Below are 15,321 nucleotides of genomic sequence, written 5' to 3' on the forward strand. Positions count from 1 at the left end.
GTCGAAAGCCGCTCCGCGGCGATATCCGCGACACGGAACTGGATATCTCTCCGTCGCTCGACACCATGTTTACCGCCGTAAAGAAAAAACCGCGTAGCCGCGTTTAGTCCGCCGCGACTTCTTCCGCTTCTTCCTCGACGTAGTGCTCCTCGATTTCGTCTTCGCTCACGCGATTGAGCTTCGTCTTCGGAAGCATCGAGATGAGTTCCCAGCCGATGTCCAGCGTCTCTTCGATGTCACGGCTCGTGTGGAAGCCCTGATTGAGGAACTCGTCCTCGAAGCGGTCGGCGAAGTCGAGGTACCTGTTGTCGTCCTCGCTCAGCGCTTCACGACCGACGATGTTCACGAGGTCGCGCAGGTCCTCACCTTCCGCGTACGCCGCGAACATCTGGTCGGAGAGACCGGAGTGGTCTCCACGGGTGAGCCCCTCGCCGATACCGTCGTCCATCAGCCGCGAGAGGGACGGAAGCGGGTTGATCGGCGGTTTGACACCCTGCGAGTTCAGGTCGCGGTCGAGCATGATCTGCCCTTCCGTGATGTACCCGGTCAGGTCGGGAATCGGATGCGTGTCGTCGTCGCCCGGCATCGTGAGGATGGGAATCTGCGTGACGGACCCCTTGCGTCCCTCGATACGGCCCGCACGCTCGTAGAGCTGTGCAAGGTCCGTGTACATGTATCCGGGGTAGCCACGTCGACCCGGAACCTCTTCGCGGGCGGCACCGATCTCACGGAGCGCCTCACAGTAGTTCGTCATGTCCGTCAGGATAACCAGCACGTGGTAGTCCTTGTCGAACGCGAGATACTCCGCCGTGGTGAGCGCCATTCGCGGCGTGACCGTCCGCTCGACTGCGGGGTCGTCCGCGAGGTTCATGAAGACGACCGAGCGTTCCAGCGCACCGGTCCGCTCGAAGTCCTCCATGAACTCGTTCGCCTCTTCGGCCGTGATGCCCATCGCGCCGAACACCACTGCGAACTCGCTCTCTTCGCCTTCCTCCTCGTCTTCGAGCACGCTCGCCTGTCGTGCGATCTGAAGCGCGAGGTCGTTGTGCGGCAGACCGGATGCCGAGAAGATGGGTAGCTTCTGTCCGCGAACCAGCGTGTTCATGCCGTCGATGGCCGACACGCCGGTCTGGATGAACTCCTCGGGATACTCCCGTGCGTACGGGTTGATCGCCGCGCCGACGATGTCACGCCGCTCGTCCGGAACGATTTCCGGACCGCCGTCGATTGGCTGTCCGGACCCGTCGAGGACGCGTCCGAGCAGGTCCTCGGTGACAGGCATCTTCAACGTCTCACCGAGGAATCGAACTGACGATTGGCGGTCGATACCTTCGGTGCCTTCGAACACCTGAATCGAGACGAGTCCCTCGCTCGATTCGAGCACCTGTCCGCGCAGCGTTTCGCCGGCCGGTGTCTCGATTTCGACCATCTCGTCGTATCCGATGGGCTCATCGACCTCGGCGAACACCAGCGGACCGCTGATTTCGGTAATTGTCTGGTATTCTTTCATTAGTATTTCTCCCTGAGCTCTTCGGTGATGTCCTCTTCGATCTCTTCGACGAAGTCCTCCCAGTCCTCGGTCACGCCGATACGGTTCAGGCGTGGGGCGGCCTCGATGGACGTGATTTCGTCAATCGGCACGCCAGCTTCGAGCGCTGCGAACGCTTCGTCGTTGAACGTCTCGATGGCTTCGAGCATCCGGTAGGTCTTCTCCGGCGAACAGAAGGCGTCCGTGTCGTTGAACGCGTTCTGCTGGAGCCATCCTTCACGGAGGTAGCGTGCGACTTCGAGCGTCAACTGCTGGTCTTCCGGCAGCGCGTCCTTTCCGACGAGCTGAACGATCTCCTGCAGTTCGCCCTCCTCGTCGAGAACGTCGGTCGCCCACTGGCGTTTCTCGGGGAAGTCCTGCCGGACGTTCTGTTCGTACCACGGATCGAGTTGATCCTTGTACAGCGAGTAGGATTCCTCCCAGTTGATCGCCGGGAAGTGCCGACGTTCCGCGAGGTCGGCGTCAAGCGCCCAGAACGTCTTCACGATACGCAGGGTGTTCTGCGTGACGGGCTCGGAGAAGTCTCCCCCTGGGGGACTAACTGCACCGATGGCCGTCACCGAACCTTCCGTACCGTTGATGTTGTCGAACTTGCCTGCGCGCTCGTAGAACTGGGCGAGTCGGGCGGCGAGGTACGCCGGGTATCCCTCTTCGCCGGGCATCTCTTCGAGACGCGAGGAAATCTCGCGCATCGCCTCCGCCCACCGCGAGGTGGAGTCGGCCATGAGTGCGACGTCGTATCCCATGTCGCGGTAGTACTCCGCGATGGTGATTCCCGTGTAGATGCACGACTCGCGTGCTGCCACGGGCATGTTCGACGTGTTCGCGATGAGGCACGTCCGCGACATGAGCGGTTTGCCCGTTCGCGGGTCTTCGAGTTCCGGGAAGTCCTCGATGACTTCCGTCATCTCGTTTCCGCGCTCGCCACAGCCGACGTAGACGACGATGTCCGCGTCGGCCCACTTGGCCAGCGAGTGCTGAGTGACCGTCTTTCCGGACCCGAACGGTCCCGGAATCGCGGCCGTCCCACCTTTGGCGATGGGGAACAAACCATCAAGAATTCGCTGCCCGGACACCAGCGGTGTCAGGGGCGTCTTCTTGTCGACGCTCGGTCGCGCCTCACGAACCGGCCACTCCTGTTGCATCGAGACTTCTTCGCCGTTGTCGAGTTCGACGATGGCCTCGTTGACGTCGTAGTTGCCGCTCTTCACGCTGACGACTTCGCCGCCCTCGTAGTCCGGCGGCACCATCACCTTGTGTTCGATGCTCTCGGTCTCGGGAACGGTTCCGACGATGTCGCCGGGTTCGACCGTGTCACCTTCGTTGACGGTTGCGGTGAACTCCCACGTCTTCTCCTGGTCGATACCCGGAGCGTCGACACCACGGTCGAGGAACGCGCCCATCTTGCTTTCGAGAACGTCGAGCGGGCGTTGCACTCCGTCGTAGATGGAGTAGAGCATTCCCGGTCCGAGTTCGACCGACAGCGGTTCGCCCGTGTTCTCGACGGGTTCACCGGGTGCGACGTTCGAGGTCTCCTCGTACACCTGAATCGTGGTTACGTTTCCTTCGATTTCGATGACCTCTCCCATCAGCCCTTCCTCACCGACGTACACGACGTCGTTCATCCGGGCACCGAGGTCCGTGGCGGTAACGACCGGTCCGCTCACGCTCTGAATGACGCCGTCCTCACGGACGACGTCGCTGTCTGTTGCCTGGCTCATTCGTTATCACCTTGTTCGTCTTCGTCCATAAGGTCGATACCGATCGCACGCTTGATCTTGTCGCGGAGTCCGCTGCTTCCCGCGCCACCGCCCAGCGCTACGAGGGTGGGCTCGATACTCGTCTCGACGTCGTTCCGGACGTTCCGAGAGAGATGTTCGAGGTCGTCGTCGTGCATCACGATGATGCCCACGTCGTCGTCCGTCAGTACGCGAGAAACTGCGTCGTCCAAGCTCTCCGCTTTCTCGTCATCCGGAACGTTTTCGAACTTCCGGACGCCTGCGAGGCGAAATCCGGTCGTGAAGTCCGGGCTCCCGATGACGGCTATCTCTTGGCTCATAGTAGTACCAGTTCCTCTTCGATTTGGTCCTCTGACAGTCCCGCTTCGCGCCCTCGTGCGATCGCACGGATGTTATCGACTTCACGCTGTTTGGCGAGAACGTAAGCGAACACTGGACACACGGATAACGGAAACACGTGTGAAAGGTGGTCCGAGTATTCGAGCAACGCCTTATCTAGAGCGTGCTCGAATCCAATCAGACTGTCGGCTCGCTCAAGCTCGTCCAGCGCTTCGTCCAGTTTATCCCCGTAACGGCTGTCACGAAGCCGGGCGATCAGTTCGTCGGGATTGCCTGCGAGTTGTGCCAGTGTCGATGCGTCGAACAGCCGTCCCCCGGAGATGTAGTACTTCGCGGGGTCGATGTCGGCGCCGCTTCGGCTGGCACGAAGGACGTTCCGGATGTTCCGGAAGTCGATTTCCGCTTGCAAGAAATCGACGTACATGTCCGTTGCGCGGTCCGGACCGACGATGATTCCGTCCATCAGCGCTTCGTAATACGCCCGATCGATGGCGTTTTCGAGCGGGATCAACAGCCCGGTCTCCTCGTGATCCTGATACGCTTCTTCGACGGCGTCGCCGAACATCGTATCGGACAGGAGATCGACGACTTCCTCGATGGTGGTCGCGTCGAGCATCCGGTCGAGGAAGCGGTTGGAGAACTCACCGGCGCGGATCAGGTCCGCCTCGACGAGTTCTCGATCCGCGTCGGAGTAGATGCCACGGATCACGGTCTTGATGTTCCAGTCGTCGAACTTCCGGAGATAGCGGGCGATGAGGTCGTAAAGTTTCCCGTCGGCCCACTGCAACAGGTCGTCGAAGTGCTTGGCGAGGTTGGCGTGGAGCGCGTACTCCACGAGGTTGACGCCATCGTAGCGTGCGCCGAGTGCGTTCACTTCCTCCTCGTACTCCGTCTCCTCCATGTACCGGGCGATTTCTCCCGGGCCCATTCGAATGAGCTTGCGGTAGTCCTCCTCGGAGAAGAGAGTGGCGCGGCGCGTCTTGACGCGCGCGTTGACGTACTCGTAGTTTGATGCGTCGCTGCTAATAACCTTCATTGGTCGTCAAACAGCTTCGAGCTGATGTCTTTTAGCTGATCGTCCCAGACGGTTTCGAGGATCGAGTCGAACGTGTTGTTCACTCTGACTCTCGACGCGTCGCCTTCGACGACGACGCCGCCGAGACAGTCGTACTCACCGGCGTGCTCGAAGTTTTCGTAGTCGTCCAGGATCTCGGTGACGAGTTCCTCGTCGGACGGACACGAGTAGACGCGGACCGATTCCTCGTCCTCGAACTCGGTCGCTGCGGCGTCGAGCAGTTCGCGCGTCAGCTCCTCGCGCTCGTCGCCGCCGAGCTCCGAGAGACGGTCCTCGACCGCATCGCGAACGTCCTGGATGACGTCACGACGGGCGCTCAGGCGCTTCTGTTTGGCTTCGAGCTTGGCACCCGAGAGGCGCTGGTCGCGTTCCTGTTCGATCTGGTTCTCGATCTCTCGTTCTTTCGCCGCTACGATTTCATCGGCGTCCGCTTCGGCCGCCTCGACGATCTCGGCGGCGCGGTCGTCGGCCTCTGCGCGGATTTCGTCCGCGCGCGTGCTGGCTTCGTCCCGAATGTCCTCAACTACTGTTTCCAAACTCATAGGTGGAAATGAAATTGGTCGTTATTGTACGATGAACACGACGACCAGCGCCAGAATGACGAGGGTCTCCGGGAGCACCGTCATGATCAGTCCGAGACCGAAGAAGTCGCGGTCCTCGGCGATTGCGCCGACGGCGGCGGCACCGATGCCACCCTCCGCGACGCCTGCGCCGAGTGCGGCGAGACCGACACCGAGCGTAGCACCTGCCTTCGGAGGGAAGGCCGGGGTAGTGTTTGCAGCGTCCTGTGCGAGCAGTACCGCGGTCTGTGTGAATGCGAGTATGAATTCGTACATGGTTTACTTAGTCCTCTGTGGTGTAGGATCTGTCGTAGCCGAACGGTTGGAACTTCTCCCCACCGCCCTCATAAAACTTCCCAAAGAATTCCACGTATTCCAGTCGCAGGGCCTGTAGACCTGCGCTGACGATGCCGAGCGCTAGCACGACAAGGTGGCCCAGGATCAGCAGGACGATTCCGAAGAGTACCCCGATGATACCCATGTGGAACAGCCCAGGGAAGACTACCTCGCCGTGGCTGACGGCGGACGGGGCCGTATCGATGAGGTAGTGGTAGCTCTCTCCATCGAAGGAGGCGCCGAACACGAGTAGGTTGACGACGAGCGCGATACCCGCCTCTGCGATGATCTCTGCGGTCAGCCGTGCGTAGGAGAGCACGTGCGTGACGACTTCCAGGCCATCTACGAGTGCGATGATCAGTCCTTCGCTGACGACGAGCGCGATCATGCCGACGAGGGCGATCGCTAAGCCCACCATCCCGGTCTCGGGTGAGAAGCCGGTAAAGCCGAGCGGAACAGGCTCCCCGTTGAACACCGTGAATAGGAACTCCGGTTTCGAACCCTTGGTGCTCGTACTGAGAATCCAGAGCCAGAGCCCGTTCATCAGCAGTATCCAGGAGCCTGCCTCCATGAAGGCGTGCTTGATCCCGTGGTCCAACTTCTCGCGGAAGTCGAAGATGAATCCCACGTTGATGTGGAGCAACCCGACGAGGATGCTCATGACTAGCCAGAGGTACGCCCACTCGACGGCCGACGGTGTCAGCCCCTTTTCCATCGGTGGACCGCCAGCCCCGTAGAGGGCGTGAGCGAAGTGGAAGCCGAAGAACTCGGCGAAGATGATACCGAAGACGATGGTGACTCCGCCGGACCAGAGCGCGATGCCGCCGAGGCTCTTGAACCCGCCGTCGAATCGGGTGAAGAGGTACCACCCCACCGTAAGGTAGATCAAGCCGTACCCCACGTCGCCGATCATGAATCCGAAGAAGATCGGGAGCGTGAGGAACAGCACGATGGTTGGATCGATCTCGAAGTATCGCGGCCTGTTGATGGTTTCGACCAACAGTTCGAACGGCCGAGTCGGGTCAGGGTTGTCCTGGACGACCGGCGGGTTCTCCTCCGTACCGCCGTCCATGGCGACGTGGTGTTCCTCCGTTGGGTTGCGATAGGCGGCGCGTTCGAGTTCGTCGACATCGGCGCGGTCGCCGACCGCCGACCGAATGGCGGTCACAAGGTCGTCGTAGCGGTCGGACGGGATCCACCCTTCGGCGATGAAGGCGTTCTCCGTCGTTGCAAACTGAAGCGGCGCTTCCTCTTTCTGTACCTCGATAGCGAGTTTTTCCTCGGCCGCCAACAGGAAGCCAGCAGCATCGAGTTTCACGTCGTTTAGCTCGCTCTCGACGCCGTTGAGCTTCGATTCGTGCTTCTGATAGTCGTGTTCGAGCTCCGCGACGTACTCCTCGGGGCTTCCCGAGGCCTCCGGAACGTCGTACGTCGTAAACTCGATACCGACCAATGCCTCGCCGAGTGCGTCTTCCGCCCCGTCTTCCGGGTAGACGAAGACGGCGACCGTCCGCTCCTCGGAGAACAGTTCGTACTCCTGAACGTCGCTCGACTCGGCGAGCGCGCGTTCGATTTCGTTCGCGTCCCCTTCGCCAACGGCGACCTGTAGATGGTCGTATCCCGACAACAGATCGAGGTCGATGCCGAGGGTGGCGAACGGCTTCATCGCGTCTATCCGTTCTTCGACGCTCTGTAGTTCTGCTTCGAGTTCGTTTCGTCGGGCGTCCAGGCGGTTGACCTGTGCTCGAATCTCTTCGAGTTCCTCTTCGAGGGCTTCGCCGGTAACGATTCGCTGCGGACCGGCGTCCTCCCCACTCACCTCAAGAATACTTTCGATCGAACGAACGGTGACGAGTTTGTCGGATGCCTCGTCCGCGCCAGTGACGGGGTTGCCCGGGTCGAATCCTTCCCACGACCCATCGTAATCCGACAGATGTACGAGATTCAGTTCGTGAATCGCTTCGATGACGTCGGGCATGACCATCCGCGACCCTGCCACCGAGACCTTGCTCATCCGTTCAGGTCTGAGCATGCACCGCCTCCCTGAATCTGTCGATGACTAATTCTATCGCCTCCTCTTTGTTCTCTTCGGCACGAGTTTCGAGCTCTTCTCGCTCTTTCTCGCCCTCTGCGAGGATCTGTTTGCGCTCGGATTCGATATCTTCACGCGCATTTTCGAGTCGTTTCTCTTCCATCTCGTTGGCCTCTTCTTGAGCTTCCGAGCGGATCTCCTCCGCCTTCGTGTGCGCCTCCGAAATCCGCTCTTCGCGGTCCTCCTCGGCTTGCGCGACGATGCCGTCAGCCTCCGTTTCGGCCTCTTTTATTCGTTCTAGAACGTCCGGTCTCGGCATATGTGGTAATCACGCGAATGGTTGCGCCAGAGGCTATAAACTACTTGCGGAACCATTTGGCTCCCCGTCGGGCGAAAATGGTGGGGATTCATCATCGTTCGGTCCCAACCGCAACGCAATTACAATGGGCATTCTCGAAGACAAACGTCGAGCACGAATCTTTTACAAATACCTCTCGAAGGTGTACGATCAGGTCAACCCGTTCATCTGGAACGAGGAAATGCGCGACGAAGCGCTGTCGATGCTCGACATCGAATCTGACGACCGAGTGCTCGATGTCGGTTGCGGGACCGGGTTCGGAACCGAAGGACTCCTCGAACATACCGACAACGTCCACGGTCTCGATCAGAGCGTCCACCAACTTGGAAAGGCGTGGGCAAAAATCGGAAAATATGACCCCGTCAGCTTCTACCGAGGGGACGCCGAGCGACTGCCGTTCAAGGACGATTCGTTCGATGTCGTCTGGTCGTCCGGTTCCATCGAATACTGGCCCGACCCGGTCGAAACCCTCCGTGATATCCGCCGTGTTACCAAACCCGGCGGCGAGGTTCTGATCGTCGGTCCGAACTACCCCGGAACGGGCGTCATGCAGAAAGTCGCCGATACGATCATGCTCTTTTACGACCGCGACGAGGCGGATCGAATGTTCCACGAAGCGGGCTACGAGGACATTCGTCACCGGGAGATGGGTCCGAGTTACGACCCCGATATCGCCATCACGACTGTCGCGCGCGTTCCTGAAGAATAGGTACTGTTCGAGGATTATAGAAGACGTTCGAGGATTTTCAGCGTGCAGTCGCTTCGATTTCGTTGACGAGCGTTCCGTTTTCGACGATCCGAACGGTGACTTCGTCCCCTCGTTCGAGTAACGGTGCGTTGGTTTCGGCGAGCGTGAAACTCGCCGTTTCTCCCACGTGCCACGTCGGATCGGATGCGCTGTTGAACGGTCCTGTCGGCCCGGCACGAAACCCGTCCGCCGAAAAGAACGGAACTGGCGGTTGATGGGCGAGCGGTTCTCCGTTCACACGCACTTCGATCTCGATCGAATCGACGTCGAGCGAATCTCCTGCCCGGTGTGTAAACGCTATCCGGTTTGTTGCCGCAGTAGCCGAAACCCCGATGACGGCGTGTTTCGGTTCCCGTACCGACATCGAATGTACCGCCACTGCCCCGATGGTTCCGCCGATGACGAGCGTGACGACGAGTAAAAGGACGACCCCGACGACGGGCGAGACGGCGCGTTTCGACACGCCAGTCAGTGGTTCCGTATTGCTATTTCAACCTTAGGCCGATCCACCAGCATTCCGTGGCGTTTCACCATTGGAACTCCCGTTCGTTACTCCGTACGGGGTGAGTGTCACTTTCACCGTCTCGGAGTCGTGTGTCGCGGTGACGGTGAACTCCCGACTCGGTGATACCGTGTATATCGTTCCAGTCGGTCCGGTATCCCCGAGTTCCGTCTCCCCGATTTCGATATGACCGTCGACCGGATCACCCTCCGAATCGGTCAGGTTTATTCGGAGCGGTCCGCCGGAGTACGTTCGATTGACGACGAGATGCAGATTCGTGCTGTTGTTTTGGAACGTGGTTCCGTACGGTACGTGGTCGTCGCCAGCCAGGACCTTATACTGTATCTCTCGGTATATCTTCTTCGTGCCGCTGTCGAGATACGCTCTGATGAGCCCCTGTGGGTGAACGATTCTCGTTTTCGTCACTTTGTCGTACACCTGGTATGTGCTTGGTGGATCCCCATTAGCCGACGCCCAGGGATATTGACTGACCGTGACGTTACGGGCTTTTTGAACCGATAAAAATCCGTTTACGCTTCTATTTCGATAGTCATCTCGATACGCTTCACGGATGTATTGGTCGTTGATCACTGTCGCGAGGACGACACCTGATTGGCTTGTTGCCACGTAGAGGGGCTTCGAACTCGTCCCGTAGCGGATACTACTGACTGCCGATTCACGTACTCGGCTACGCAGCGGTATCAAATCAGATTGAAATTCCCGCTCGTGAGGTGAGAACTTGACGACATTTTCCCCTTCGGACGTCATATACTTCATCGAACGTTCCAGGTCGTCAGCTTCCGTCTGAAGTATCGCGAGTTCTTTTACGTATTCGTCCGTATCGATCTCTTGACCGTTGAACTGCTGGCTCGCCGTCCGCTCGTGGGTCTGGAGGGATGAGAGTTTCCGTTCGAGTTTTCCCCTGAATCGAAGCAGTATCTGTCTCTTCTCTCCGCTCGTGCTCACTTTCGATAATTGCTCGTCGAGCGTGTACATCCGCTTCTCTGTTTTTAGCGTGTTCCTGTCCATCTCGAGCGCAGTGCTAAGACTCAGCGAAGGGGTAGCCGTATCACTTCTACCTGCCGTTCCGAGACTTAGGTGGGCGGACGTGTTGTTGAATCCCGATGGATGTGTCGGATTCTTCGCACTCGGTGTCGTCGTTGTCGGTGACGACGCCCCGACTCCAAACACTGCCGCAGGCGAACAGAGGATGAGAAGGACTGTAACTAAAACGGGGAACGCCCGATTCATATAGTTGGTTACGCAACTACTCATTAAAATACGTACGGGATTTCTTTGCCCTTGGATAAACTCCAGAGATTTACGTAAATCTTGTAAGTCAGTTGCTGATGTTTTATCGCACGGATGGAAAGTATTTTCTTGCCTGCTTGACCACACATGGATATGCGGTCACACTTCGCCCTCCTCGTGGTCCTCCTATCCCTCCTCATTGCGGGTACCACCGTTGTCGCGGGTGATATCAACTCACATTCGACCAGCAGTCATGTGGTACAAGACCGTACCGCGAAGAACGCGACGCAAACCAACGGGACGACGATGCGGATCAAACCCCGCTCCGATGGTGACGCCAGGTGGAACGTTTCGATGCAGTTCGCACTTACCGACGAGAACGAAACGGCAGCGTTCGAACGAATGGGTGAGGATTTCGAGAACGGTAACCTCAACAGCGGAAGCGTCAGTCTTTCTGCGAAGACGTTTCGAGCGATCGCTAGACAGGAACAGGCTGCGACGGGGCGTCAGATGCAGATTCGGAACCCGCAACGGAACTACTTCGTCAGCAACGACACCGGAACGCTATCGCTCACCTTCATTTGGACGAATTTTACGCGGGTGAACGGTGATCGGCTCTATCTCCACGACGTATTTCTGTATAACGACGGTGAATCGACGTGGCTTCGTTCGCTTTCCGAAAAGCAGACTCTCGTCATCGAGGACCCCGACGGGTATCGGATTCTCGACTCTAACATCGGACACAACAACGGAACCATTTCCGTGTCTGGAAGCTCCGAAAGCGCTCGTCCCCTTCCGGAACTCCTCGACGTCACATACACCGAAAAAGACACGTCGGGTCCGACGGAGAACTCTTTCCCTTACGAGTATGCCGCCGGATTCTTGGCCCTCGTCGGTCTCACCGGTGCCGGTGTCTACGCATTCCTCCAGCGCGATGACGACGATGATGAACTCGTCGTCGATTCCGACCCCGTCGATGGACAACCCGTACCGCCGGAACCCGATCCGGACGACGACCCTGAACCGGACCTCGACTTGCTGTCCGACGAGGAGCGCGTCGAACACCTGTTGAAACAGAACGGCGGTCGAATGAAACAGGCGACCATCGTCAAGGAGACGAACTGGTCGAACGCCAAAGTCTCCCAGTTGCTCTCGGCGATGAACGAGAGCGGGCGTGTGGACAAACTTCGAATCGGTCGGGAGAACCTCATCACGCTCCCCGGCGAGGACATCACCGATTTCGATACCGACGAGTAGCCGCCCGATCTCCCCCGCCAATAGGTAACAAATCCGATTAGTACGGCGTGTGCATTGTCAGCCGTTTCGAAAACGTTTACCCGCTACCCGGAAAGGAATTGATTATGAAGGTCCTTGTAACGGTGAAAGAAGTCGCCGAACTCGCGGATGACTTCGAGGTGGAAGGGACGAGGTAGACGACCGCTACCTCGAATATGACCTGAACGAGTGGGATGACTACGCCGTCGAGGAGGGTGTCCAGCTGAACGAGGCGGGCATCGCCGACGAAGTCGTAACCGTCACTATCGGCCCGGAACGCGCCGAAGAGACGATCCGGATGGCTCTCGCCAAAGGGGCGGACCGTTCGATCCGCGTCTGGGACGAAGCACTCGAAGACGCCGGACTGCTCGACGTGGAGACCAAAACCGAAATCCTCTCCGCCGTTGTCGCGGAAGAGGAACCCGACCTCGTGTTGACCGGCGTGCAAGCCGGTGACGACGCGTTCGGCGCGACCGGTGTCGCACTCGCCGACGAGATCGACTTCGAGTGGGGTGCGGTCGTCAACGGCCTCGACGTGGATGCCGACGATGGCGTCGCACATGTCCACCGCGAACTGGAGGGCGGCGTCGAGGAACTGACGGACATCGAAATCCCGGCCGTACTGACCATCCAGACGGGTATCAACGAACCGCGCTACGCGAGTCTGCGCGGAATCCGACAGGCACAGTCCAAGGAAATCGCACCGAAGACGCTCGGCGACCTCGGTCTGAACGCCGACGCGGTGGGGAGCGATTTGACACTGACCGACATGTACGAACCCGAGAGCGAGAGCGACGCGGAGATTTTCGAGGGAAGCACCGATGAGACGGCGGCGAAACTTGCTGACGTGCTCCGCGAGAAGGGGGTCGTCCAATGAGCGACGTGCTCGCCATCACGGAACACCGACGCGGTGACCTCCGCGACGAGAGTTTCGAAATCATCTCCGCAGGCCGTGAACTCGCCGACGACGCGGGTGGCGACCTGCACCTCGCCGTCATCAGCGGCGACGTGGATTCCTACGCGGACACGCTGAACCGCACCGGCGTCGATGCGATCCACACCGTCGAATACGGCGAGGAGTTCAACCACGACGTGTACGTACAGGCCATCGAGGCGCTGGTCGGCGACCTCGAACCGACGTTCGTCCTCATGCCGAACAGCGTGAACGGACTGGACTACGCGCCCGCCGTCGCCAACCGTCTCGACCTGCCGCTCGTCACCGACGTCATCGGCTTCGAGTACGGCGACACGCTCACGACGACGCGTGAGATGTACGGTTCGAAAGTCGAGACGACGGTGGAAGTCGAGGGCGACCAGTTCGCCCTGACGACCCGTGGTGCCGAGTGGCCGGAAGCGGAAGGCGTCGGCGACGCCGACGTCTCCGCGTTCGACTTCGAACCCGACGAGGACGCCATCCGCTCGACCGTCACCGGATTCGAGGAAGTCGGCGCTGGCGACGTGGACATCAGCGAGGCGGAGTTCCTCGTCAGTATCGGCCGCGGTATCGAGGAGGAGGACAACCTCCCGCTCATCGAGGACCTCGTGGAAGCCACCGGCGCGACGCTCTCCTCGTCACGTCCCATCGTGGACAACGGTTGGCTCCCGAAGAATCGGCAGGTCGGCCAGTCCGGTTCGCAGGTGACGCCGAAGGTCTACCTCGCGATCGGTATCTCCGGTGCGGTCCAGCACGTCGCCGGGATGAAGGGTTCAGACACCATCATCGCGGTCAACACGGACCCGAACGCACCCATCTTCGACATCGCCGACTACGGTATCGTCGGCGACCTGTTCGAAGTAGTGCCGGAACTGATCGAGCAGTTTAGCTAAGGATTTCGCGGTTTTTTGGTCCAGATTTTTGCCGCTCGAACGGAGTGAGAGCGGGAAAAAGGTGGTCGAAGTAGTGCCGGAACTGATCGAGCAGTTTCAGCTAAGGTTTTCGCGGTTTTTTGGTCTCTTCGTGAGCGAAGCTCTGACGGTGCAGAATTTTGCCGTTCGTCGTTGACCGTTGACCGACGGGAATCGGTCGTTATTCTCCGCTACTGCGAATCGGTCAGTCGCCCCGAATCCGCGTCAGAATCCGGTCCTTCCGTCGAATCGGCTTCGAGGACGTCCTCCAGCCATCGGCCACGGAAGAAAAAGAACGCGCCAGCGACGGCCGCCGTCACGTTCGATACTGCGATGGCGTACCACGCGCCGGTGGCGCCGACGCTGAAGACGAGGATGGCGACAACTGCGATGACAGCACGGACTCCCCACAACGACGTCACGGCGATTCCCATCGCCATCCGGGTGGACCCCGACCCGTAGAACGCTCCGTTCATCATGTGGTAGGCGGCCATGATGATCCACGTCGGCGCGACGATTCGGAGGAACGTCGCACCCTGATCGATTATCGCGTCGGAGCCTGCCCCCGTGATAAACAGGCCGACGATGGGTCGAGCGTACCAAAACGTCAGCACGCCAGCGACGAGGAAGGCCACCCCGAGGATTGCGACGGCGATGTACACCGTGCGTCGAGCGCGATCCCGCCGCCTGTTTCCGAGGTTTTGCCCGACCACGGTCTCGACGGACATCCCCATCGCCACAGTCGGAAGCCAAACGAGGGAGATGAATCGGGTGCCGATACCGTACGCCGCGACGGCGTCGGTGCTGACGGTAGCGAGGAGCGCCGTCATGACGATGACCGCGATGGATTGGGTGCTCTGGTCGATAGCTCCGGGAACCCCGATTCGAAGTATCTTCCCGACGGTCTCGGATTTCAACCGGAGGTCGTCCAGCGCGAGATGCAGACCGACGCGGCCGCCGAACAACAACCAGAATCCGATGACGGCCGCGATTCCCCGCGAGAGAACGGTCGCTACCGCGGCGCCTGCGACTCCAAACCCGCCGAAGCCAGTGGTGGTAAACAGCGAACGCTGGAGTCCACCGAGACCGAACCATCCGAACAGCGGATTGCCAGTAAATCCGAGGACGAAAAACGGGTCGAGTACGATGTTGAGGCCGACGCTGAGGACCATCAGATACATTGGCGTCTTCGTGTCTCCCCAGCCACGGAGTAGGGCCATGAACACGTAAAAGCCGAAGGTGAACGGCATGCCGAGGACGACGATTCGCGTGTAGGTGACGGCCAATTCGTGGACCTTCGTTCCCGGCGTGGTCCCGATGGCGTGGAGCAATTCCGGGGCGAAGACGACGCCAAGCATCGAAACGGCAACCGAGAGCAATCCGACGAAGCCGACCGTTTGTCCGGCGACGTGCCCGAGTCGATCGTCGTTGCCTGCGCCCGTGTTCTGCGCGATGAGGATGGTTCCCGCGTTCGTCATCCCGCCGCCGACGCTTACGAGCAGGAATATCGGCGGCCACGAGAACGACAGCGCCGCCACCGCATCGGCACCAAGCCGTCCGACCCAGAACGTGTCCGTCAGATTGTACGCCACTTGCAGCAACTGCGTGGCGGTGAGCGGGAGAGCCAACGCGAGAAGCGGCCACAGTATCGACCCGTGGGTGAACCGTGTGGACTTCCCGTTCGAAGCGTCGCTCATGCTCGAATTTTGTAT

General features: G+C 59.6%; 14 protein-coding genes and 1 pseudogene. 4 read left to right on the forward strand and 11 right to left on the reverse strand.

Translation table 11 applies throughout. The features are described 5' to 3' along the window. Positions 1–103 precede the first annotated feature (103 nt). Genes A4G99_RS04730 through ahaH form a run of 8 tightly spaced genes read right to left on the reverse strand, consistent with a single transcriptional unit; the run spans position 104 to position 7,949 of the window. The gene (locus A4G99_RS04730; RefSeq protein WP_066140061.1) at positions 104–1,510 is read right to left on the reverse strand and encodes an ATP synthase subunit B; all 1,407 of its coding nucleotides are present in this window, start codon (positions 1,508–1,510) and stop codon (positions 104–106) included. After that, complete coding sequence (locus tag A4G99_RS04735) at positions 1,510–3,270, reverse strand: ATP synthase subunit A (RefSeq protein WP_066140064.1); 1,761 nt, start codon at positions 3,268–3,270, stop codon at positions 1,510–1,512. Before A4G99_RS04735 ends, A4G99_RS04730 begins: the two co-directional genes overlap by 1 nt. Then, positions 3,267–3,608, reverse strand: a complete 342-nt coding sequence (locus tag A4G99_RS04740) for a V-type ATP synthase subunit F (protein WP_066140067.1) — start codon at positions 3,606–3,608, stop codon at positions 3,267–3,269. Before A4G99_RS04740 ends, A4G99_RS04735 begins: the two co-directional genes overlap by 4 nt. Further along, positions 3,605–4,663, reverse strand: coding sequence for a V-type ATP synthase subunit C (locus A4G99_RS04745; RefSeq protein ID WP_066140070.1), 1,059 nt, complete (start codon positions 4,661–4,663; stop codon positions 3,605–3,607). Before A4G99_RS04745 ends, A4G99_RS04740 begins: the two co-directional genes overlap by 4 nt. Further along, complete coding sequence (locus tag A4G99_RS04750) at positions 4,660–5,244, reverse strand: V-type ATP synthase subunit E (protein WP_066140073.1); 585 nt, start codon at positions 5,242–5,244, stop codon at positions 4,660–4,662. Before A4G99_RS04750 ends, A4G99_RS04745 begins: the two co-directional genes overlap by 4 nt. 21 nt (positions 5,245–5,265) lie before the next feature. After that, the gene (locus A4G99_RS04755; RefSeq protein WP_066140076.1) at positions 5,266–5,538 is read right to left on the reverse strand and encodes a F0F1 ATP synthase subunit C; all 273 of its coding nucleotides are present in this window, start codon (positions 5,536–5,538) and stop codon (positions 5,266–5,268) included. A 7-nt stretch (positions 5,539–5,545) separates the two neighbouring features. Next, entirely contained in the window at positions 5,546–7,630 is a 2,085-nt protein-coding gene (locus A4G99_RS04760) for a V-type ATP synthase subunit I (RefSeq protein ID WP_066140078.1), read from the reverse strand. Then, positions 7,617–7,949, reverse strand: coding sequence for an ATP synthase archaeal subunit H (ahaH, locus tag A4G99_RS04765; protein ID WP_066140081.1), 333 nt, complete (start codon positions 7,947–7,949; stop codon positions 7,617–7,619). Before ahaH ends, A4G99_RS04760 begins: the two co-directional genes overlap by 14 nt. 124 nt (positions 7,950–8,073) lie before the next feature. Here ahaH and A4G99_RS04770 point away from each other — a divergent pair, with 124 nt between their 5' ends. After that, positions 8,074–8,697 carry a methyltransferase domain-containing protein gene (locus A4G99_RS04770; RefSeq protein ID WP_066140084.1) on the forward strand — a complete coding sequence of 208 codons (624 nt, stop codon included), beginning with the start codon at positions 8,074–8,076 and terminating at the stop codon, positions 8,695–8,697. A 37-nt stretch (positions 8,698–8,734) separates the two neighbouring features. On the opposite strand, the gene A4G99_RS04775 is transcribed toward A4G99_RS04770, so the two are convergent. Both A4G99_RS04775 and A4G99_RS26980 read right to left on the reverse strand, forming a co-directional pair. Continuing rightward, positions 8,735–9,199 carry a type IV pilin gene (locus A4G99_RS04775; protein ID WP_066140088.1) on the reverse strand — a complete coding sequence of 155 codons (465 nt, stop codon included), beginning with the start codon at positions 9,197–9,199 and terminating at the stop codon, positions 8,735–8,737. A gap of 33 nt (positions 9,200–9,232) precedes the next feature. Next, a complete protein-coding gene (locus A4G99_RS26980) occupies positions 9,233–9,664 on the reverse strand; it encodes a hypothetical protein (RefSeq protein ID WP_223301721.1) in 432 nt (143 codons plus the stop codon). 978 nt (positions 9,665–10,642) lie between these two features. Between A4G99_RS26980 and A4G99_RS04785 the strand changes: the two genes are divergently transcribed. The 3 genes and pseudogenes from A4G99_RS04785 to A4G99_RS04795 all read left to right on the forward strand — a co-directional run bounded on the left by A4G99_RS04785 (position 10,643) and on the right by A4G99_RS04795 (position 13,591). Next, the gene (locus tag A4G99_RS04785) at positions 10,643–11,746 is read left to right on the forward strand and encodes a hypothetical protein (RefSeq protein ID WP_223301722.1); all 1,104 of its coding nucleotides are present in this window, start codon (positions 10,643–10,645) and stop codon (positions 11,744–11,746) included. Positions 11,747–11,850: 104 nt separating this feature from the next. Continuing rightward, positions 11,851–12,641, forward strand: a pseudogene (locus tag A4G99_RS04790) (electron transfer flavoprotein subunit beta/FixA family protein). Next, positions 12,638–13,591, forward strand: a complete 954-nt coding sequence (locus A4G99_RS04795; RefSeq protein WP_066140091.1) for an electron transfer flavoprotein subunit alpha/FixB family protein — start codon at positions 12,638–12,640, stop codon at positions 13,589–13,591. The pseudogene A4G99_RS04790 and the gene A4G99_RS04795 overlap by 4 nt, the downstream one beginning before the upstream one ends. 209 nt (positions 13,592–13,800) lie before the next feature. Here the strand turns inward: A4G99_RS04795 and A4G99_RS04800 are convergent, their stop codons facing one another. Beyond that, entirely contained in the window at positions 13,801–15,306 is a 1,506-nt protein-coding gene (locus tag A4G99_RS04800; protein WP_066140094.1) for an MATE family efflux transporter, read from the reverse strand. Positions 15,307–15,321: the final 15 nt, after the last annotated feature.

The sequence above is a fragment of the Haladaptatus sp. R4 genome, assembly GCF_001625445.1.
Classification (GTDB): domain Archaea; phylum Halobacteriota; class Halobacteria; order Halobacteriales; family Haladaptataceae; genus Haladaptatus.